Source organism: Actinomadura sp. 6K520 (assembly GCF_004349245.1).
Lineage (GTDB): Bacteria > Actinomycetota > Actinomycetes > Streptosporangiales > Streptosporangiaceae > Spirillospora.
This window is the reverse complement of sequence record NZ_SMLC01000066.1, coordinates 1-19,907: the sequence shown is the minus strand read 5'-3', so window position 1 is coordinate 19,907 and position 19,907 is coordinate 1. Positions and strand designations below refer to the sequence as shown.

Below are 19,907 nucleotides of genomic sequence, written 5' to 3'. Positions count from 1 at the left end.
GCCGGCACGCGCGCCCGTCCGCGTCCATCGGCAGGGCAGTTCGGCAGGCAGTACCGAGGGAGAAGGCATTGGACCGTCAGCAGGAGTTCGTGCTCCGCACCCTGGAGGAGCGCGACATCCGTTTCATCCGGCTGTGGTTCACCGACGTGCTCGGGTTCCTGAAGTCGGTGGCCGTCGCCCCCGCCGAGCTGGAGGGCGCCTTCGCCGAGGGCATCGGGTTCGACGGGTCGGCGATCGAGGGCTTCGCGCGGGTGTACGAGGCCGACATGATCGCCAAGCCGGACCCGTCCACGTTCCAGGTGCTGCCGTGGCGGTCGGAGTCGCCCGGCGTCGGCCGCATGTTCTGCGACATCCTCATGCCGGACGGGACGCCGAGCTTCGCCGACCCCCGCTACGTCCTCAAGCGGGCGCTCGCGCGGGCCGCCGACCTCGGCTTCACCTTCTACACCCATCCCGAGATCGAGTTCTTCCTGCTCAGCGACAAGCCGGAGGACGGCCGCGAGCCCGAGCCGGCCGACGCGGGCGGCTACTTCGACCACACCCCGCACAGCGCCGCGCACGACTTCCGCCGCAACGCGATCATGATGCTGGAGTCGATGGGCATCTCGGTGGAGTACAGCCACCACGAGGGCGCCCCCGGCCAGCAGGAGATCGACCTCAGGTACGCCGACGCGCTCACCACCGCCGACAACATCATGACGTTCCGGCTGGTGATGAAGGAGGTCGCGCTGGAGCAGGGCGTGTACGCCTCGTTCATGCCCAAGCCGTTCACCGAGCATCCGGGCTCCGGCATGCACACCCACATGTCGCTGTTCGAGGGCGACCGCAACGCCTTCTACGAGCCGGGCGCGGAGTTCAAGCTCTCCAAGGTCGGGCGGGCGTTCATCGCGGGGCTGCTCCGCCACTCCGCCGAGATCACCGCGGTCTGCAACCAGTGGGTCAACTCCTACAAGCGGCTGTGGGGCAACGTCGGCTCCGCCGCCGGCGCCGGGGGAGAGGCGCCGTCCTACATCTGCTGGGGCCACAACAACCGGTCGGCGCTCGTCCGCGTCCCGATGTACAAGCCGCACAAGGGCCACTCGACCCGGATCGAGTTCCGGTCGCTGGACACGGCCGCGAACCCCTACCTGGCGTTCGCGGCGATCCTCGGCGCCGGCCTGAAGGGCATCGAGGAGGGCTACGAGCTTCCGCCGGGCGCGGAGGACGACGTGTGGGCGCTCACCGTCGCCGAGCGGCGCGCCCTCGGCATCGAGCCGCTCCCGCAGGACCTGGACGACGCGATCCACGCGATGGAGCGCAGCGAGCTGGTCGCCGACGTCCTGGGAGAGCACGTGTTCGACTTCTTCCTGCGCAACAAGCGCCAGGAGTGGGAGGACTACCGGCGGCAGGTGACCGAGTTCGAACGGAAGAGGCTGCTGGCGGTCCTCTGACCGGACTACGCCCGGGGCCCCGCCGGATTACGGTGGACTCTGTGACCGAGTCCTGGATCTCCGACCGCCGTCCCTCCCTCGCCGGGCGCCTGGCGAGGCTCGGCTTCACCGGCGCGGCCCGCGCCGAGCGGCTGCTGCGCGAGGCGGAGCGCGCCGGCGGCGGCCCGGTCGGCGGCGACCTGCTGGACGCCCTCGGCGGCACCGCCGACCCCGACCTCGCGCTGGCCGGGCTGCTGCGCCTCCTCGCCGCCGCCGACGAACAGGGCGCCGGGGCCGAGCTGAGGGAGGCCCTCGCGAAGGAGCCCGGCACGCGGGAGCGGCTCACCGCCGTCCTCGGGGTGAGCGCATCGCTCGGCGACCACCTGGCCCGGCACCCGGGCCACTGGCGGGTCCTGCGCGACGGCCCCCCGGCGCCGGCCGGGACGCCCCGCGACGACCTCCTGGCCGCCGTCGGCGCCGACCCGGCCGCGGCGGAGCCGGTGGCGTCCGGATCCGGTCCCGGGACTCTCGGCGCGCTGCGCGTCGCGTACCGCAGGCGGCTTCTCGCCCTGGCGGGACGCGACCTGATCGGCGTGGCGGACGTCCCCGAGGTGGCCGCGGAGCTGGCCGACCTCGCCGCCGCCGCGCTGGAGGCGGGCCTCGCGGTCGCCCGCGCCGAGGTCCCCGGGCACGGGGCGTGCCGGCTCGCCGTCATCGGCATGGGCAAGGCCGGGGGACGCGAGCTGAACTACGTCAGCGACGTCGACGTGATCTTCGTCGCCGAGGCCGGCGGCGACGGCGCGGACGAGCCCGAGGACGCCGCGCTGCGCACCGCGACCCGGCTGGCGTCGGCGATGATGCGCGCCTGCTCGGCCAGCACCGAGGAGGGCGCGCTCTGGGAGGTGGACGCCGCGCTGCGCCCCGAGGGCAAGGCCGGCCCGCTCGTGCGGACCCTCGCCAGCCACCGCGCCTACTACGAGCGCTGGGCCAAGACGTGGGAGTTCCAGGCCCTGCTGAAGGCCCGCCCCATCGCGGGCGACGCGGACCTCGGCGCCCGCTACATGGACACCATCACCCCGATCGTGTGGAAGGCCGCCGAGGGCGAGAGCTTCGTCGAGGACGTCCAGGCCATGCGGCGCCGCGTCGAGGCCGACCTCGGCCGCCGCACCGCCGACTCCGAACGCCAGCTCAAGCTCGGGCCCGGCGGGCTGCGGGACGTCGAGTTCGCCGTGCAGCTGCTCCAGCTCGTCCACGGCCGCGCCGACGAGACGCTCCGCAGCCCCACCACGCTGGACGCCCTCGCCGACCTGTCCCGGGGCGGGTACGTCGGGCGCGACGACGCCGCGGCGCTGGCCTCGGCGTACCGGTTCCTGCGGCGGGTGGAGCACCTCGTCCAGCTGCACCGGCTGCGCCGCACCCATCTCGTCCCCGGCGACGAGGACGGCCTGCGCCGCCTCGGCCGTGCCCTCGGGCTGCGCACCGACCCGGTCGGGGAGTTCACCGCGCTGTGGCGGCGGCACGCCCGCGAGGTCCGCCGCATCCACGAGAAGCTGTTCTACCGGCCGCTGCTGCGGGCGGTGGCGCGGCTGCCCGGGCAGGAGGCCAGGCTCACCCCCGAGGCCGCCCGCACCCGGCTGGAGGCCCTCGGCTACGGCGACCCCGCGGGGGCGCTCCGGCACATCGAGGCGCTGACGTCCGGGGTGTCGCGGCGCGCCGCGATCCAGCGGACGCTGCTGCCGGTGATGCTCGGCTGGTTCGCCGACGCGCCCGACCCCGACGCGGGCCTGCTCGGCTTCCGGCAGGTCAGCGACGCGCTCGGCACCACCCCCTGGTACCTGCGGCTGCTGCGGGACGAGGTGACCGTCGCCGAGCGGATGGCCTGGATGCTCGGGTCCAGCCGCTACGCCACCGACCTGCTGCTGCGCGCCCCCGAGGCGGTCGCGATCCTCGGCAGCGACGCCGATCTGGCGCCGCGTCCCTTCGAGGCCCTCCGCTCGGAGGCGCTCGCCGCGGTCCGCCGGCATGCGGAGGACACGGCCTCCTCGGCGGAGGAGGCCGTGGGGGTCGTGCGGGGGCTGCGGCGCAGGGAGCTGTTCCGCGTCGCGGTCGGCGACCTGCTCGGCATGACCGACGTCCGCACCGTGGGGGAGGCCCTCACGGGCATCGCCACGATCACCGTCGAGGCCGCCCTCCGCGCCGCCGTCCACAAGATCGAGATGGAGTCGCGGGAGTCGCTGCCGACCCGGATGGCCGTCGTCGCGATGGGCCGGTTCGGCGGGCACGAGCTCGGCTACGGCAGCGACGCCGACGTGATGTTCGTGCACGAGCCGCTGCCCGGCGCCGACGAGCGGGCCGCCGGGCGCGCCGCCCACGCCGTCGCCGAGGAGCTGCGCCGCCTGCTCGCCCTGCCCGCCCCCGACCCGCCGCTGGAGATCGACCCGAACCTGCGCCCGGAGGGCCGGCAGGGCCCGCTGGTCCGCACGCTGGCGTCCTACGCCGCCTACTACGCCCGCTGGTCGGAGCCGTGGGAGGCGCAGGCGCTGCTGCGCGCCGACCCGCTGATCGGCGACGCGGGGCTGCGCGACCGGTTCCGCGCCCTGATCGACCCGGTCCGCTGGCCGGAGGGCGGCATCGACGACGACGCCGTCCGGCAGATCCGGCGGCTGAAGGCCAGGATGGAGGCCGAGCGGCTGCCGCGCGGCGTCGACCGCCGGCTGCACACCAAGCTCGGCCCCGGCGGCCTCGCCGACGTCGAGTGGGTCGCGCAGCTGCTCCAGCTCCGGCACGCGCACGAGGTCCCCGCGCTGCGCACCACCCGCACGCTGGACACGCTGGACGCGGCGGTGCAGGCCCGCCTGCTGAACGCCGAGGACGCCGGCGTCCTCGAAGAGGCGTGGTGCCTGGCGACCCGCATCCGCGGCGCGATGATGCTGGTGCGGGGCCGCGCGTCCGACCTGCTGCCCACCGACCACCACCGGGAGCGCAGCGCCGTGTCCCGCGTCCTCGGCTACCCCGGGACGGGAGACCTCCTGGAGGACCACCGCCGGCACGCCCGCCGCGCCCGCGCCGTCGTGGACCGCGTCTTCTACGGGGCGGAGTGACGGGCCGGCCGTGTACCACCAGCGTGGTACACGGCGGTCATCGGGTGCACGGGTTCATCCGGGGCACGGGTTCGTCGGGGGCACGGGTTCCTTGTGCACGGGGCGGTCAGGTGCGCCCGGCGCACCGGGTGGCGGGGGAGCCGGCCGCGCGGCCGCCGCCCGCGCCGCGGCCGGTGCGCTGCGCGAGGCGGTGGGAGACGCGGGCCCGCGCGACCAGCAGCGGCCCCGGGCACCGCGCGTACAGCACCCACGACAGCCACAGCGCCCCGCTGACCAGCGCGATCCCGGCCACCGCGTCCAGCACGTAGTGGTTGGCGGTGGAGAGGATGACGACGACGGTCGTGGCGGGGTACATCGCCCCGAGGGCCTTGGTCCACTTGTGCGCGGCCAGCTTGACCAGGATGACCCCGCACCACAGCGCCCATCCGGCGTGCATCGACGGCATGGCCGCGTACTGGTTGGTGAGCGTCCCGGACGCGTCGCTCGCGTACAGGCCGAGCGAGTGCAGCGCCGTCACCGGGTCGACGAAGCCCTCGTGCTGCAGGAACCTCGGCGGCGCCAGCGGGTACAGCCAGAAACCGAGCAGCGCCACCCCGGTCGCCACCATGATCGACGTGCGGAGCCACCGGTAGTGCTGCGGACGGTACCGGTACAGCCAGACGACGACGCCGAGCGTCACGATGAAGTGCATCGTCGCGTAGAAGACGTTCGCCGCGCGCGCCAGCCACGGCACGGCCAGCAGCGTCTCGTTGAGGTAGAGCTCGATGTCCAGCCCCAGGGCACGCTCCGCGGCGAGGATCTGGTCGGCGTTCTCGAACGCGGGCCCGGTACCGTCCTGAACCAGAATGATGCGCGTCAGCGTATAAGCGGTGTAGAAGAGGACGACCAGAAGAAGCTCACGCCACACCGGAGGCGCGGTGCGCACCCGGCGCCGCATCGCCGCGGCCGCCGTTCGCCGCTCGCCTCGTCTAGCCTCGGGGGCCTCGTATCCGCGGGCTGCTGGGGGGGCGGTTTGAGCCATGGTACCTATCTTCGCGGGGCGCCCCCCGGCTGTGATCACCGCGGCGAATGGTCTTCATCTCAGACTTGAGTAGTACGACCCTGACGCGGTATCCGGACTTCCGGGGGAGTGTTTTTGCGGTCCGTACCCATTTGCGACTCCTCCCCACGTGGAGCCCGGCACTGATCGGGAGTCAGTTTAGAAGGAAGAGTCAGCTTGGAAGGACCTGGGTACGTCTTGATCACCCCCCGTGAGACGAACGGGGGGACGAATGGCCCGTCAGAGGGCGATATCCGGCACCGTGCTGATCGGCGCCGCCGCACTGGCCGTTTCCGGCCTCATCTCATGCCTGAGTGGGACGGCCGCGCAACGGGCGGCGGCGACGACGGCCGCGGTCGAGTCGAGCACTCCCCCCGCCGCCGTCTCCCCACCGGACTGGAAGCGCTGCACCGGGCTTCCGAAACCGGCGCCGGGCCTGGCGAAGCCGCCGGCCGGATTCCGGTGCGCGACCCTGAAGGTGCCCCTGGACTACGCCGACCCGTCCGGCCGGAAGATCGACATCGCGCTGCTCAAGACGCCGGCGTCCGAGCCGCGCCGCCGCATCGGCTCGCTGCTGTTCAACTTCGGCGGGCCGGGCGGGGACGGCGTCGACACGCTCGCCCGCTTCGCGGGCCAGTACGCGGAACTGGGCACGCGCTACGACCTGGTCGCGTTCGATCCGCGCGGCGTCGGGCGCAGCACCCCCGTGACCTGCGTCGGCGACCGGCGCATGGACGAACTCGTCGCCCGCGACGACAGCCCCGACACACCCGCCGAGGAAAAGGCGTACCTCGACGACCGCGCCGCGTACGCGGCGCGGTGCGCGGCCCGCTCCGGCGGCCTCCTGCCGCACGTCGGCACCCGCAACGCGGCCGGCGACATGGAACTGATCCGCACCGCCCTCGGCGACGAGAAGCTGAACTACTTCGGGGTCTCCTACGGCACCTGGCTCGGCGGCGCCTACGCCCGCCAGTTCCCCGACAGGGTCGGCCGCGCGGTCCTCGACGCCGCCGTCGCCCCCGGGATCGGCGGCGTGGACCTCGCCCTCCAGCAGGCCGCCGCGTTCCAGCGCGCCCTCGGCGACTTCGGCGCGGCCTGCGCGCGGCTCGGCCGCAAGCACTGCCCGATGGGGACCGACGGCCCGTCCGTCGTGGCGTCGATCGGGCGGATCATGGACGGGCTCGACCGGACCCCCCTGCCCACGTCCGCCGGCCGCGAGCTCACCCAGAGCCTCGCCATGACCGGGGTGGCCGCCGGGCTGTACTCCAGGGACGCCTGGCCCTACCTCGCGCAGGGCCTCGTCGACGCGGTCAAGCGGCGTGACGGCTCGCTGCTGCTCATGCTCGCCGACACGCACAACGGCCGCGGCGAGGACGGAACCTACACCAACCTCGCCGCCGCCAACACCGCGATCAGCTGCGCGGACCGCGCCGACCGGCACACCCCGGCCGACGTCCGGCGGCTCCTGCCGAGGTTCCGCGCCGCCTCCCCGGTCTTCGGGACGTCGATGGCCTGGAGCCTGCTGGAGTGCACGGGCTGGCCGGTGGCGGGCGACGACGCGGCCCGCGAGGTGTCGGCGCCGTCCGCCGCGCCGATCCTCGTGATCGGCAACACCGGCGACCCGGCCACCCCCTACGCGTGGGCTCCCGCGCTGACGAGGGAACTGGGCGGACGGGCGACGCTCCTCACGCTCCGGGGGGACGGGCACGGCGCCTACGACACCGGCGACCCCTGCGTCCGCGAGACGGTGCACGCCTACCTTCTCCAGGGCACCGTCCCCGCGGCCGACGCCACCTGCGGCCGGCGCCCCGGGCCTCCTGAATCCCGGGCCTAGGTCCCGAGCCGCTCCTGCTCCTCGGCGACGATCTGCCGGGCGAGGGCCTGCTCGGAGATGTCGACCGCGTCGGGCGTCCGCTCCGCGAGGTCGCTGCGCCGCGCGTACTCGTCGAAAAGCATGGTCTTGACCTGGAGGATCTCCAGCATCCGCTCGTCCACGCCGCCGGGCGTCAGCAGCCGGTGCACCTGGACGGTCCGCACCTGCCCCATCCGGTGCGCGCGGGCGATCGCCTGCGCCTCCATGGTCGGCTTCACCTGCGGCTCACAGATGATCACCACGGACGCGGCCTGCAGGTTGAGGCCGACCCCGCCCGCCTGGATCTGCGCCAGCAGGACGGCATGCCCGGGCTCGGCGGTGAACGCGTCCACCATCTCCTGGCGCCGGGCCGGCGGTGTCCCACCGGAGATCGGCCCGCGGGCCCGCGGGCCGAGCGCGCCGTGGACGGCGTCCAGCACGTCCCGGAAGTAGGAGAACACCACCACCTTCAGATCGTTGGCGTCGGCCTCCTCCACCAGTTCCACCAGGCGCCCGAGCTTGGCGGACTTCTTCGGGACGGCGTACGCGGCGCGGCGCATCGCCATGAAGTTGCCGTCCGCCACGGCCCGCCGGTAGGCCGCCGCGTCCGCCCGGCTGAACTCCTCCAGCTCGTCCACGTGCACGACCTCGGGCAGCTCGACGAGCACGTCCCGCTGGTTGCGCCGCAGGTAGACCGGCGCGACCGCCGACCGGAACGCCCGCGCGCCCATGGCCGCGTCGCTCGGACGCACCTGCCCGGCCACCTCGGGCCGCAGGTGCGATACCAGGCTCCGGAACTCCTCGACCCGGTTCTCCATCGGCGTCCCCGTCAGGAACAGCACGTTCTCGGTCCGCCGGCACCAGTGGGCGACGGCCCGGGCGCGGCGGGTCTCGTGGTTCTTGGCGTAGTGGGCCTCGTCGACGACGAACATGCCGAGCTCGACCTCGTCCGGGACGTTCAGCGAATGCAGCGTGGCCAGCGTCGTCACGGCGATGCCGCCGTCCCCGGCCCACTTCCGCAACGCCGCCGCGCGCCCGTGCCCGTGCAGCGGATGCGCGGCGAGCGTGCTGCGCGACTCGATCTCCCGGACCCAGTTGATCAGCACGCTCGCCGGGCACGCCACGAGGAAGTGCGTCGCCCCCCGCGCCCGCAGGTGCGCGATGGCGGCGATCGCCTGGACGGTCTTCCCGAGCCCCATCTCGTCGCCCAGGATCACCCGCCGCTGGACGAGCGCGAACCGCGCCCCGAACGACTGGTAACCGCGCAGGGAGACACGCCGGTACGTGTCATCGAGCGGCTGCGCCTTGACCCGCGCCGCCAGATCACCCGGCAGGAACCCCTGGGCGGCGTCCCGCTCCGGATCCAGCGCCGCCAGCTCCGCCAGCAGGGTCTGGTAGTCGGACGCGCGCAGCTCGAAGTCGATCCACGCCTCGTCCGGGGAGACATGCGGCCGCAGCAGATCCACCGACGCCTGCGAGATGAGCAGCCGGGACCCCCGGGCCTCCTCGTCCCGCAGCGCCCCGGCCAGCTCGCCGACCGCCTCCCGCGCCCGCTCCCGCCGCGCCGGCCGCGCGAAGATCCGCCGCCACCACGACCCCGCCGGTCTCGCGTCGTGCACCAGCGGCCCGAACCGCTCGTCCACCTCCTCGGCGGCGGCCCGGGCGCGCGGCAGCTCCGGCCCCGCGTTGACCAGCCGGTGCAGCGCGACGACCACGGGCGTCATCGCCTCGTCCCGCCGGTCCACGTCGATCCGGATGCTCGCCGACCGCTCCGCCGCCTCCGCCAGGCTCGCCGCCGCCGCGTGCAGCTGCCGCGCGGTCTGCGGCCCGATCCCCGGCAGCAGCTGAAGCCGGTACGGCGGCGCCTCCAGGACATCGGCGACGCTCGCGAACCCGGCCTCCTCCAGCGGGCCGAGCCGCAGCCGCCCGTCCGTGACGTCCTTCAACCGGGCGAGCGGTATCGACCCGAGCTGCTCCCGCGCGGCATCGGCCCGCAACGGGGCCAGCGCCGCGTGCACGTCCGCCAGCCCCCGCCGGTGATCGGCGATCAGGTCACGCGCGGCGCCCAGCAGCGCGTACCCGCCCCGCAGGACGCTCTTCGCGTCGTCCGTCATCCCGCCCCCTCTCACCCGCGCTGATCCGCCCGTCCACGGTGCGTCGAGCGGCTCGCACGCGGCGAGGCCCGGTGCTCTGCCGTCCCGCGGGATGCGCCCGACATGCTCCCGCGCCCCCGCGGACATGATGCCAGCCGCCCCCGTCAAACCGGACGGAACGGCCCGGGCGCTCCATCCGGCGGCCTGCCCGCGCGGAAGGTGCGGCGGTAGGTGTCCGGAGGTACACCGACCGTGCGCCTGAAGTGCCGGCGCAGCGTCGCGGCGGTGCCCATGCCGGTGGCCGCCGCGATGGCGTCGATGCCGTCGTCGGTACTCTCCAGCAGTTCCTGGGCGCGCCGGATCCGCTGGACCAGCAGCCACTGCAGCGGGGTGGTGCCGGTCACGGACCTGAACTGCCGGCCCAGATGGCGGGAGCTCATCCGCGCGCGGCGGGCCAGGTCCTCCACGGTCAGCGGCCGGTCCAGGCGCTCGATCGCCCAGCCGAGGAGTTCGGCCAGCGGATGGCCGTCCTGGGCGGGCACCGGGCTCGTGACGAACTGGGCCTGGCCGCCGTCGCGGTGCGGCGGCACGACAAGGCGGCGGGCGAGCGCGTTGGCGGTCGAGGCCCCGTGGTCGAGGCGGACGAGATGCAGGCACAGGTCCATCGCGGCGGCCTTGCCGGCGGAGGTGAGCACGCTCCCGTCGTCCACGTAGAGCACGTCCGGGTCGACCTCCACCCGGGGGTAGCGCGCGGCCAGGGCCTCGGTGTGCGCCCAGTGCGTCGTCGCGCGCCTCCCGTCGAGCAGGCCGGCGGCGGCGAGCACGAACGCGCCCGTGCAGAGGGAGGCCACGCGCGCACCGGCCTCGTGCGCCGCGCGCACCGCGTCGACCAGGTCGGCGGGCGGTTCCACGTCCGTGTCGGCCCAGCCCGGGACGATCACGGTCTGGACGCGCGGGAGGTGGTCGAGTCCGTGGTCGGGCTCCAGCCGGAACCGGCCGGCCAGCACCGCCCCCCGCCCGCAGACGGCGAGGTCGTACCAGGGAGCGGCCACGCCGGCCGGGCCGCCCGACCCGAAGACCTCGTACGCCAGCGACAGCTCGAAGTGCAGCATCCCGTCGGTGACGGCCAGCGCGACAGTGTTCATGTCCGGAATTGTACGGATCATGGCGTTCCAGACACTCGCCGGGCGGGGTGCCGCCCGCCAGGATGGTCGCGGCAGATCCCGGCAGGGGTCGTTCGAGGAGAAGGAGGACCCGTGGGATCAGGGCCCATGGTGGCGGTGTACGGCGCGTACGGGCACACCGGGCGCTTCGTCGTGGCACGGCTCCGGGAGCGCGGCCTCGTGCCGGTCGCGTCCGGGCGCGACGCCGGGAAGCTGACGGCGCTGGCGGCCGGATCCGGGCTGGAGGTCCGTCCGGCGCGGGTCGACGACCCGGCCTCGCTCGACGCGGCCCTGGCCGGCGCTGCGGCCGTCGTCAACGCCGCCGGCCCCTTCGCGACGACGGCCGCCCCCGTGATCGAGGCGGCCCTGCGCGCCGGGATCCCGTACGTGGACGTGGCCGCCGAGATCGAGGCCAACGCCGACACGTTCGCGCACTTCGCGGACCGCGCCCGTGCCGCCGGAGCGGTGATCGTCCCCGCGATGGCCTTCTACGGCGGCCTCGGCGACCTGCTGGCGACGACCGCGATGGGCGACTGGACGGCAGCCGACGAGGCGCACGTCGCCTACGGGCTGAGCGGCTGGCACCCCACCGCCGGGACGCGTGCCGCCGGCGCGGTCTCCCGGCTGCGGCGGGACGGCCGGCGCGTCCGCCACAGCAACGGCCGGCTGGAGTACCGCGACGACGCCCCGCCGGCCCTGGAATGGCCCTTCCCCGCCCCGACGGGGCGCCGAGCCGTCATCGGGGAGTTCACCATGGCCGACGTCGTCACCCTCCCCAGCCACCTCGACATCCCCGAAGTGCGCACCTACATGACGGTCGAGGCGGCAAGGGACCTGTCGTCCCCGGAGACCCCGGAACCCGCCCCGGCCGACGAACTGGGACGCTCGGCGCAGACGTTCGTCGTCGACGTCGTCGTGCGCTCCGGCGGCGCCGAGCGGCGCGCCACGGCGCGGGGACGCGACATCTACGCCGTCACCGCGCCGCTCGTGGTGGAGGCCGTCGGCCGCATCCTCACCGGGCGGACCAGGACGGTCGGCGTCGCCTCCGCCGGCGAGATCTTCGACGCGCCGGACTTCCTCCGCGCGCTCTCCCCGCACATCTCCCTGGACCCCCGCCCGTAGCGGGCATCCGCGCCGGACCGGGCCGGAACGCCGAGGGGCCCGGCGGCACACGGCCGCCGGGCCCCTCGGCCTCCGAACTCAGATGTCGTAATAGAGCTCGAACTCGTGCGGGTGGGGGCGGAGGCGGATGGGGTCGATCTCGAACTCGGTCTTCATCGTGATCCAGGTCTCGATGAGGTCCTGGGTGAAGACGCCGCCTTCCAGGAGGTAGTCGTGGTCGCTCTCCAGGGCCGCGAGGACCTCCGAGAGGGAACCGGGGACCTGCGGGATGGCGCGGGCCTCCTCGGGCGGCAGCTCGTAGAGGTCCTTGTCGATCGGCTCCGCGGGCTCGATCTTGTTCTTGATGCCGTCCAGGCCGGCCATCAGCATCGCCGAGAAGGCGAGGTAGGGGTTGCAGGACGGGTCCGGCACGCGGAACTCGACGCGCTTGGCCTTCGGGTTCGAGCCGGTGATCGGGATGCGGATGCAGGCCGAGCGGTTGCGCTGCGAGTAGACCAGGTTGACCGGTGCCTCGTAGCCGGGGACGAGCCGGTGGTAGCTGTTCACCGTCGGGTTGGTGAAGGCCAGCAGGGACGGCGCGTGCTTGAGCAGGCCGCCGATGTAGTAGCGGGCGTTGTCGGACAGGCCCGCGTAGCCGACCTCGTCGTAGAACAGCGGCGAGCCGTCCTTCCACAGGGACTGGTGGCAGTGCATGCCGGAGCCGTTGTCACCGAAGATCGGCTTCGGCATGAACGTGACGGTCTTGCCGGCGGCGCGCGCGACGTTCTTGACGATGTACTTGTACAGGAGGAGCTGGTCGGCCGAGTTCAGCAGGGTGTCGAACCGGAAGTCGATCTCGGCCTGGCCCGCGGTGCCGACCTCGTGGTGCTGCATCTCGACCTGGATGCCGACCTTGAGGAGCTGCGTGACCATCTCCGAACGCAGGTCCGTGTAGTGGTCCATCGGCGGGACGGGGAAGTAGCCGCCCTTGTAGGGGGGCTTGGCGCCGAGGTTGCCGCCGGGCTCCTCCCGGCCGGTGTTCCACGCGCCCTCGACCGAGTCGAGGTAGTAGTAGCCGGCGTTCGCCTTGGTCTCGAACCGGACGTCGTCGAAAATGTAGAACTCGGCCTCGGGACCGAAATAGCACGTGTCGGCGATGCCGGTGCCGCGCAGGTAGTCCTGCGCCTTCTTGGCCACGTTGCGCGGGTCGCGGCTGTACGGCTCACCCGTCAGCGGGTCGTGGACGAAGAAGTTCAGGTTAAGGGTCTTGTGCTGGCGGAACGGGTCGATGACGGCGGTCGACGGGTCCGGGAGCAGGAGCATGTCCGACTCGTGGATCTCCTGGAAACCGCGGACCGACGAGCCGTCGAACATCAGCCCCTCGGTGAAGACGCTCTCGCCGAAGCTCTCGACGGGGAACGTGAAGTGCTGCATCTTGCCCGGCAGGTCCACGAACCGGCAGTCGACGAATCGCACACCTTCGTTCCTGATGTAGCTCAGGACCTCTTCGGCGCTGCTGAACATCCAGCCTCCTTGGGGCGCTTCTTGGCTTCCCGCAGGCTATGGCGGTGCCGTTTCCCGGCCGTGTCTCATATGTTTCCGCTGTGTTACGGGTCGCACGCCTTCCCAGGAAGGCGGATCCGGGCTCCCGAGGGGACCGGATAGCGTAGGGGCATGAGCAGTGGCAAGGCGAAGGCCGGCGGGCCGCGGTGGACGCAGACGTGGCTGACCGGGGCGCGCTCCGCCGGCGCCGACCTCGGTGACCCCGGCGAGCGGCTCGGCCTCCCGGCCAGTGGGAGCGGCGCCGTCGCGTCCTACGGGCGGCGGCTCGTCGGGCTGTTCGTCGACTGGGGCCTGTCCATGCTGGTCGCGAGCCTGTTCGCGCGCTCGCTCGGCTGGGACCCGTCGCAGCGCAGCATGTGGACGCTGGTCGTCTTCGCGATCCAGGCGTGGCTGCTGACCGCGCTCATCGGCACGACGATCGGCAAGCGGCTGTGCGGCATCCGCGTCGCCCGCCTGGACGGGCGTCCCGTCGGCCTCGGCTGGTCACTGGTCCGGACGCTGCTGCTCGTGCTGGTCGTCCCCGCGCTCATCTGGGACCGGGACTACCGCGGCCTCCACGACCGCGCCGCCAACACGATCGTCGTCAACATCTGATCGCCTCATCCATTTCGAAGCGGCCTCCGCCACGCACGCGAGCGCGTTACCTGACCGGTGCGGCGACGCCGGAGGCGAGCCGCACCGGGAAGATCGCGAAGCGATGGCCGAGCGAAGCTCGTCGATTGGATGGTGGTGGGCGGGGGCTGGAGGACGGTGCCGCGCTCGCACAGGCCAGGTCACGTAGCGAGCGCCAGCGAGCGAAGTGGGCCGGGACTGCAAGGAATCAGCGCATCTTCGGCTTGGGGCCCTTGGGCATCTTGACGCCCTTCGGGATCGGGCCCTTCGGCATCTGCATCGACCGGGGGAGTGCCTGCAGCCGGTCGTTCAGCTCGGCCACCTGCGGCTTCTTCAGGTTGCGGGGAAGCTTCATCAGGTGGCGCTGCAGCTTGTCCACCGGGATCTGGCCCTCGTCGTCCCCGACCTGCACGTCGTAGATCGGCACCTGCTGCGCGGCACGGGACAGGCGCTTCTTCTCGGCGCCGAGCAGCGGGCCGACGCGGCTGCGCGGGCCCTCCGACACCAGCACCACCCCGGGGCGGCCCACCGCGCGGTGCACCATGTCGAGGTTGCGGTTGCCGCTGACGGCCTCGGTGACCGTCCAGTCGCCCCGCATGTTCTTCAGGATCGCGACGGCGGCGCCCGGCTGCCCGGCGATCGCCTTGTACTGCGCGCGCTGCGCCAGCTGGCCGAACACGATCATGCCGACCGCCAGCGCGGTCAGCACCCCCATCGGGATGAAGAACCACAGCTGGCCGAAGGCCAGCCCGATGAGGATGACGACGACCAGGGCGCCGATCGCCGAGGCGAACACGATCGGCAGGGCCTTCGGGTCGGCCTGCCGGAGCAGCTGGGCGACCATGCGGATCTGCTTGAGGCGGCCCGGACGCTCCTGGGCCCCGTCCGTGGGCTTCTTCGACATGGGTCCAAGGATAGTCGTGTCGCGACGTTCGCGCGCTCAGCCCTTCCGCGCCTCGATCGCCTGCCGGTACAGGCGGCCCGCGCGGTAGCTGGACCGGACGAGCGGCCCCGACATGACGCCCGCGAAACCGATGCCCTCGGCCTCGGCGGCCAGTTCCACGAACTCCTCGGGCTTCACCCACCGCTCGACCGGGTGGTGGCGGGGGCTCGGCCGCAGGTACTGGGTGATCGTGACGAGCTCGCAGCCGGCCGCGTGCAGGTCGCGCAGGGCCTGCGAGACCTCCTCGCGGGTCTCGCCCATGCCGAGGATCAGGTTGGACTTGGTGACCAGGCCGTCCGCCCGCGCCATCGTGAGGACGTCGAGGGAGCGCTCGTAGCGGAAACCGGGCCGGATCCGCTTGAAGATCCGCGGGACGGTCTCCACGTTGTGCGCGAGCACCTCCGGGCGGGACGAGAAGACCTCGGCGAGCTGCTCGGGCACCGCGTTGAAGTCGGGGATCAGCAGCTCGACGCCGCAGCCGGGGACCGCGTCGTGGATCTGTCGGACGGTCTCGGCGTACAGCCAGGCCCCGCCGTCGTCGAGGTCGTCGCGGGCGACACCGGTGACGGTGGCGTACTTCAGGCCCATCGTGGCGACGGACTCGGCGACGCGGCGCGGCTCGTCCCGGTCGAGGGCCGCCGGCCTCCCGGTGTCGATCTGGCAGAAGTCGCAGCGCCGGGTGCACTGGTCGCCGCCGATCAGGAACGTGGCCTCCCGGTCCTCCCAGCATTCGTAGATGTTGGGGCAGCCGGCCTCCTGGCACACGGTGTGCAGGCCCTCGGACTTCACCAGCCCGCTGAGTTCGCGGTACTGCGGGCCCATCTTCAGCCGGGTCTTGATCCACTCGGGCTTGCGCTCGATCGGGGTCTGGCTGTTGCGCGCCTCGACGCGCAGGAGCCTGCGTCCCTCAGGTGTCACCGTCGTCACGGCACCCAGCGTACGTCGGGATCTCCGGTCCGGCACATCGGCCGCCGCGGGGCTCAAAGGCGTATCGGAGCGATCTCGAACGTATGACAGTACCCCGTTCACCTCGCTGATTCGCGTGTTTCCGTCATGTCCAACAGCTGATCTCTCTAGGGTGACTCCCTGTCGTCACGCAACAGCGTTAGCAGGAGGACCGCCGTGGGCCTGGCAATGTCGTACCTCAGGGTGCCGCCGGTGCTGGAGGGGGAGCCCGATCCCGGCCGGATCGCCCGCCACATCTTCGGCACCGCCGACTGGCGCCGGCGCGGCGCGGCGGAACTGTTCGATCTCGGCTGGGCGTGGCAGGCGGTGCACTACCTCGTCACCGGCGACCCGTGGGACGGGCGGCAGCCCGAGGCCGACCTGGTGTGCGGGGGGCGGCTGCTCACCGAGGACGGCGCCGACGAGCTGGGCATGGACGTCATCTACCTGGCGCCGGAGCGGGTCAAGCCGGCCGCCGACCACCTGGCCGCGACGCCGTTCGCGAAGATCGCCGGCCGGTACGACCCGGCGGCGATGGGCCGCGCGGGCGTCCAGGACGCGGGCAGGCTCGACGGCGCCGCCCGCGACAGGCTGCTCAAGCCCGCCTACGACGGCCTGGCGAAGTTCTTCGGGGCCGCCGCCGCCGAGGGGCAGGCCGTCTACAAGGTGATGGCCCCCGAGGGCTGAGCCCCGGCGGCCCTTCAGGCTCCCGGTCGCAGTTGCGCCGTGGTGCGGTGGAGTGTGGCCACCGCGCCGAACGCGGCGGCCAGGTGCCGCTCGACCATCGGGACGACCTCGGCGACCGGCACGTCGCGGCCCAGTTCGCGGCTGAGGCTGGTGGATCCCACGTCGCGGATCCCGCAGGGAACGATCTTGTCGAACCAGCCCAGGTCGTTGTCGCAGTTGAGCATGAACCCGTGCATCGCCACACCCCGCGCCACCCGGATGCCGATGGAGCCGATCTTGCGGTTCGGGCTGCCCGGCACCCACAGTCCGCTGTGCCCCTCCACGGTGACGGTCTCCAGGCCGAGCTCGGCGCAGACGTCCATCATCATCCGCTCCAGCAGCCGTACGTAGCCGACCACGTCCTTCGGGGCGTCCAGCCGGACGATCGGGTAGCCGGTGAGCTGCCCCGGACCATGCCAGGTGATCTTGCCGCCGCGGTCCACGTCCACGACGGGGGCGCCGGGGTCGCCGAGCGGCCGGTCGAGCGCTCCGGTGCGCTTGCCCGCCGTGTAGACCGGCTCGTGCTCCATCAGCAGGACGGTGTCGGGGATGGCGTCGTCGACCCGCAGCGCGTGGGTGCGTTTCTGCAGTTCCCATCCGTCCGCGTAGGGAACGGCCGCCGTGCCGAACCCGGCGTGCACCACCACCAGCTCGCGTACGTCCACATCGCTCACACGGGCCAGCTTATGCCCTTATGGGGCCTCGCTTCAGAGTTCGGCGAGGAGGCGGGGCTGCAGCCGGTGCTCCTTCGCGGTGCCCGGCCCGTCCGGCTCGACGCGGTAGGCGCCGGCCTCGCGCCGGTAGGAGACGGCCTGGACGAACTCGGTGCCGACGTAGTGCAGCCCGACGGCCTCGTCCGCCGCGTACCCGCCCGGCAGCGCCCCCTCGCCCACGAGCTGCTGCAGCAGCGGGCGCCGCTGCGGGTCGCTGTCGTAGTGCACCCCGCAGGAGAACGGCAGGAAGCCCAGGCCGTCGGTCATCGGGCGGAGCTGGGGCCCGAACGAGTCGGTGTTGCCGCCGACGTGCCAGCACAGCGCGCCCGCGCTCTGCCCGGACAGGACCACGCCCTCCTGCCATGCCTCGCGCAGGATCTCGTCCAGGCCGTGCAGCCGCCACAGCGCCAGCAGGTTCGCCACGCTGCCGCCCGACACGTACACCAGGTCCTGGGTGAGCAGGTGCGCCCGGATGTCGGGGACGTTCGGCATCGGGAACAGGACCAGGTGGCTGACCTCGGCGTCCATGGACGAGAACGCGGCGTAGAAGCGGGCGACGTACTCGGCGCCGTCGCCCACCGCGGTGGTGAGGAAGCAGACCCTCGGCCGGTCCTGGCCGGTCAGGTCGAACGCGTAGCGCAGCAGCGGGCTGGGCGCGAGCCCCTCCCTGCCGTCCGGCACGAACGTGCCCCCGCCGATCGCGAGAATGTGCGGCTGTCCGTCGGTGCTCATTCACCCTCCTCTGGGCCGAGCTCTCTCAATGTCACCGTATGGCTACCGAACGGGATCGGCCGGGACTTTGACGATTCTTGGGACTGACGGGACTCAGAGGGCGGGGCTCGGGACGGACAGGGCGGCGGCGAGGGCGTCCGCCACGTCGTCGTGGGCGAACCGGAACCCGGCCTTCTCCAGCCGGCGCGGCAGGACCCGCTGGCTGATCAGCGGCCCCTCGTCGGCGAACTCGCGCAGCGCCGCGCGGAGCGCGAACGCGGGGACGGACAGCCGCGTCGGCCGGTTGAGGACGCGGCCGAGCGCCCGCGTGTAGGTCTCGTTGGTCACCGGGTTCGGCGCGGTCAGGTTGACCGGCCCGGCGATCTCCCGGTCGATGAGGAACCGCAGCGCCGCGACCTGGTCGGGCAGGGAGATCCAGCTGATCCACTGCCGGCCGTCGCCGAGCCTGCCGCCCAGTCCGAGCCGGAACAGCGGCAGCGTGCGGCCGAGCATCCCGCCCTCGCGCGTCAGGACGATGCCCGTGCGCGGGTGGACGACCCGCACGCCCGCCTCCGCCGCGGGCGTGGCGGCGGCCTCCCAGTCGCGGACGAGGTCGGCCAGGAAGCCCCGGCCGGCCGGCGCGTCCTCGTCGACCTCGTGCCCGCCGGTGTCGCCGTAGTAGCCGATCGCCGAGCCGCACACCAGGACGGCCGGCCGCCGCTCGGCCGCCGCGATCGCCTCCGCGATCGTGCGGGTGCCGACGAGCCGGCTGTCCCTGACCTTGCGCTTGTACGCCTTCGTCCACGGCCGGTCGCCGATCCCGGCGCCCGCCAGGTGCACCACGGCGTCCGTGCCGTCCAGCGCGGCCGCCTCGACGCAGCCGTCGGCGGGAGACCACCGCGCCTCGTCGGGCGCGGACGGTTCGCGCCGTATCAGCCGGACGACCTCGTGGCCGTCCTCCCGCAGCGACTGCACCAGCGCCGAGCCGATGAGGCCCGACGAGCCCGTGACGGTGACCCTCATACATCCACCCTAGGTGGACCGCGCCACCGGCAGCCGAAATTCTCAGCGGCTCCCGGGTTTTCCCGGAATGGACCGCGGGACCCCGCCGGCCTGCGGCGGGGCCCCGGGCGGTGCACCGCCGGCGGCTCAGAGGCCCAGGTCGGCCTCGAAGTTGCCCTCCTCCAGGCGGTGCTTGATCGTGGCGAGGAACCGGGCGGCGTCCGCGCCGTCGACCAGCCGGTGGTCGTAGGTCAGCGCCAGGTAGACCATCGAGCGCACCGCGATGACCTCGCCCAGGTCCGGGTCGTCGATCACGGCGGGACGCTTGACGACCGCGCCGGTGCCGAGCATGCCGACCTGCGGCTGGTTGAGGATCGGGGTGTCGAACAGCGCGCCGCGGCTGCCGGTGTTGGTCAGCGTGAACGTGCCGCCCGCCAGCTCGTCCGGGCTCACCTTGCCGGCGCGGGTGCGCTCAGCGAGGTCGGCGATCCGCTGCGCGAGGCCGCCCAGGTTGAGCTGGCCCGCGTTGTGCACGACCGGGACCATGAGGCCCCGCTCCGGCACGTCCACCGCGATGCTGAGGTTCTCCACGTCGTGGTAGGTGACCTCGTTGGTCTCGCCGTTGATGACCGCGTTCAGCTTCGGGTGCGCCTTGAGCGCCTCGACGGTCGCCATGGCGAAGAACGGCAGGAACGACAGCTTGACGCCCTCGCGGGCCTGGAAGTCGGCCTTGGCCCGCTCCCGCAGCCGCGCGATCTTGGTGATGTCCACCTCGACGACCGTGGTGAGCTGCGCGGCGACCTGCAGCGACTCCACCATGCGGCGGGCGATCGTCTGCCGCATGCGCGACATCTTCTCGGTCCGGCCGCGCAGCGCGAGCTGCTCGGCGGGGGCGCCGGCGGGTGCCGGGGCCGGGCGCCGCCCGGCCCCGGCA

16 protein-coding genes are annotated in these 19,907 nt (G+C 73.2%); 6 read left to right on the top strand and 10 right to left on the bottom strand.

What is annotated here, in order from left to right; all coding sequences use genetic code 11:
• Positions 1–68 precede the first annotated feature (68 nt).
• Together glnA (E1289_RS18890) and E1289_RS18885 are read left to right on the top strand one after the other, a co-directional pair.
• Positions 69–1,430, top strand: coding sequence for a type I glutamate--ammonia ligase (gene glnA, locus E1289_RS18890; protein ID WP_131981924.1), 1,362 nt, complete (start codon positions 69–71; stop codon positions 1,428–1,430).
• 41 nt (positions 1,431–1,471) lie between these two features.
• On the top strand, positions 1,472–4,510 hold the full coding sequence (locus E1289_RS18885; protein ID WP_243712946.1) for a bifunctional [glutamine synthetase] adenylyltransferase/[glutamine synthetase]-adenylyl-L-tyrosine phosphorylase: 3,039 nt from the start codon (positions 1,472–1,474) through the stop codon (positions 4,508–4,510).
• A gap of 106 nt (positions 4,511–4,616) precedes the next feature.
• Here E1289_RS18885 and E1289_RS18880 read toward each other — a convergent pair whose 3' ends face one another.
• On the bottom strand, positions 4,617–5,531 hold the full coding sequence (locus tag E1289_RS18880; RefSeq protein ID WP_243712945.1) for a phosphatase PAP2 family protein: 915 nt from the start codon (positions 5,529–5,531) through the stop codon (positions 4,617–4,619).
• 250 nt (positions 5,532–5,781) lie between these two features.
• On the opposite strand from E1289_RS18880, the gene E1289_RS18875 reads away from it, so the two are divergent.
• Positions 5,782–7,383: an alpha/beta hydrolase gene (locus tag E1289_RS18875; RefSeq protein ID WP_131981920.1), complete on the top strand. Its 1,602-nt coding sequence runs from the start codon at positions 5,782–5,784 to the stop codon at positions 7,381–7,383.
• Here the strand turns inward: E1289_RS18875 and E1289_RS18870 are convergent.
• Positions 7,380–9,515 (bottom strand): DEAD/DEAH box helicase, encoded by a 2,136-nt coding sequence (locus E1289_RS18870; RefSeq protein ID WP_131981918.1) that lies wholly within the window; start codon positions 9,513–9,515, stop codon positions 7,380–7,382. The genes E1289_RS18875 and E1289_RS18870 overlap by 4 nt on opposite strands.
• 143 nt (positions 9,516–9,658) lie before the next feature.
• Positions 9,659–10,639, bottom strand: a complete 981-nt coding sequence (locus E1289_RS18865; RefSeq protein WP_131981916.1) for a helix-turn-helix domain-containing protein — start codon at positions 10,637–10,639, stop codon at positions 9,659–9,661.
• A 111-nt stretch (positions 10,640–10,750) separates the two neighbouring features.
• Between E1289_RS18865 and E1289_RS18860 the strand changes: the two genes are divergently transcribed.
• Positions 10,751–11,779, top strand: coding sequence for a saccharopine dehydrogenase NADP-binding domain-containing protein (locus tag E1289_RS18860; protein WP_131981915.1), 1,029 nt, complete (start codon positions 10,751–10,753; stop codon positions 11,777–11,779).
• A 78-nt stretch (positions 11,780–11,857) separates the two neighbouring features.
• On the opposite strand, the gene glnA (E1289_RS18855) is transcribed toward E1289_RS18860, so the two are convergent.
• Positions 11,858–13,282, bottom strand: coding sequence for a type I glutamate--ammonia ligase (gene glnA, locus E1289_RS18855; RefSeq protein WP_131981913.1), 1,425 nt, complete (start codon positions 13,280–13,282; stop codon positions 11,858–11,860).
• 150 nt (positions 13,283–13,432) lie between these two features.
• Between glnA (E1289_RS18855) and E1289_RS18850 the strand changes: the two genes are divergently transcribed.
• Positions 13,433–13,915: an RDD family protein gene (locus E1289_RS18850; protein ID WP_131981911.1), complete on the top strand. Its 483-nt coding sequence runs from the start codon at positions 13,433–13,435 to the stop codon at positions 13,913–13,915.
• Between the two features lie 226 nt (positions 13,916–14,141).
• On the opposite strand, the gene E1289_RS18845 is transcribed toward E1289_RS18850, so the two are convergent.
• Both E1289_RS18845 and lipA read right to left on the bottom strand, forming a co-directional pair.
• Positions 14,142–14,837, bottom strand: a complete 696-nt coding sequence (locus tag E1289_RS18845; protein ID WP_131981909.1) for a DUF4191 domain-containing protein — start codon at positions 14,835–14,837, stop codon at positions 14,142–14,144.
• Positions 14,838–14,873: 36 nt separating this feature from the next.
• Complete coding sequence (lipA, locus tag E1289_RS18840; RefSeq protein ID WP_131981907.1) at positions 14,874–15,803, bottom strand: lipoyl synthase; 930 nt, start codon at positions 15,801–15,803, stop codon at positions 14,874–14,876.
• 195 nt (positions 15,804–15,998) lie between these two features.
• Here lipA and E1289_RS18835 point away from each other — a divergent pair, with 195 nt between their 5' ends.
• On the top strand, positions 15,999–16,508 hold the full coding sequence (locus E1289_RS18835; RefSeq protein ID WP_131981905.1) for a YfbM family protein: 510 nt from the start codon (positions 15,999–16,001) through the stop codon (positions 16,506–16,508).
• 14 nt (positions 16,509–16,522) lie between these two features.
• Here the strand turns inward: E1289_RS18835 and lipB are convergent, their stop codons facing one another.
• From lipB to sucB, 4 genes are all read right to left on the bottom strand, one after another.
• On the bottom strand, positions 16,523–17,221 hold the full coding sequence (gene lipB, locus E1289_RS18830) for a lipoyl(octanoyl) transferase LipB (RefSeq protein ID WP_243712944.1): 699 nt from the start codon (positions 17,219–17,221) through the stop codon (positions 16,523–16,525).
• Positions 17,222–17,254: 33 nt separating this feature from the next.
• The gene (locus tag E1289_RS18825; RefSeq protein WP_131981903.1) at positions 17,255–17,992 is read right to left on the bottom strand and encodes a peptidase E; all 738 of its coding nucleotides are present in this window, start codon (positions 17,990–17,992) and stop codon (positions 17,255–17,257) included.
• A 93-nt stretch (positions 17,993–18,085) separates the two neighbouring features.
• A complete protein-coding gene (locus E1289_RS18820; protein WP_131981901.1) occupies positions 18,086–18,994 on the bottom strand; it encodes a TIGR01777 family oxidoreductase in 909 nt (302 codons plus the stop codon).
• Positions 18,995–19,120: 126 nt separating this feature from the next.
• Positions 19,121–19,907: 2-oxoglutarate dehydrogenase, E2 component, dihydrolipoamide succinyltransferase (gene sucB / locus E1289_RS18815; protein WP_131981899.1), on the bottom strand; the 787-nt coding region annotated here is incomplete at its 5' end.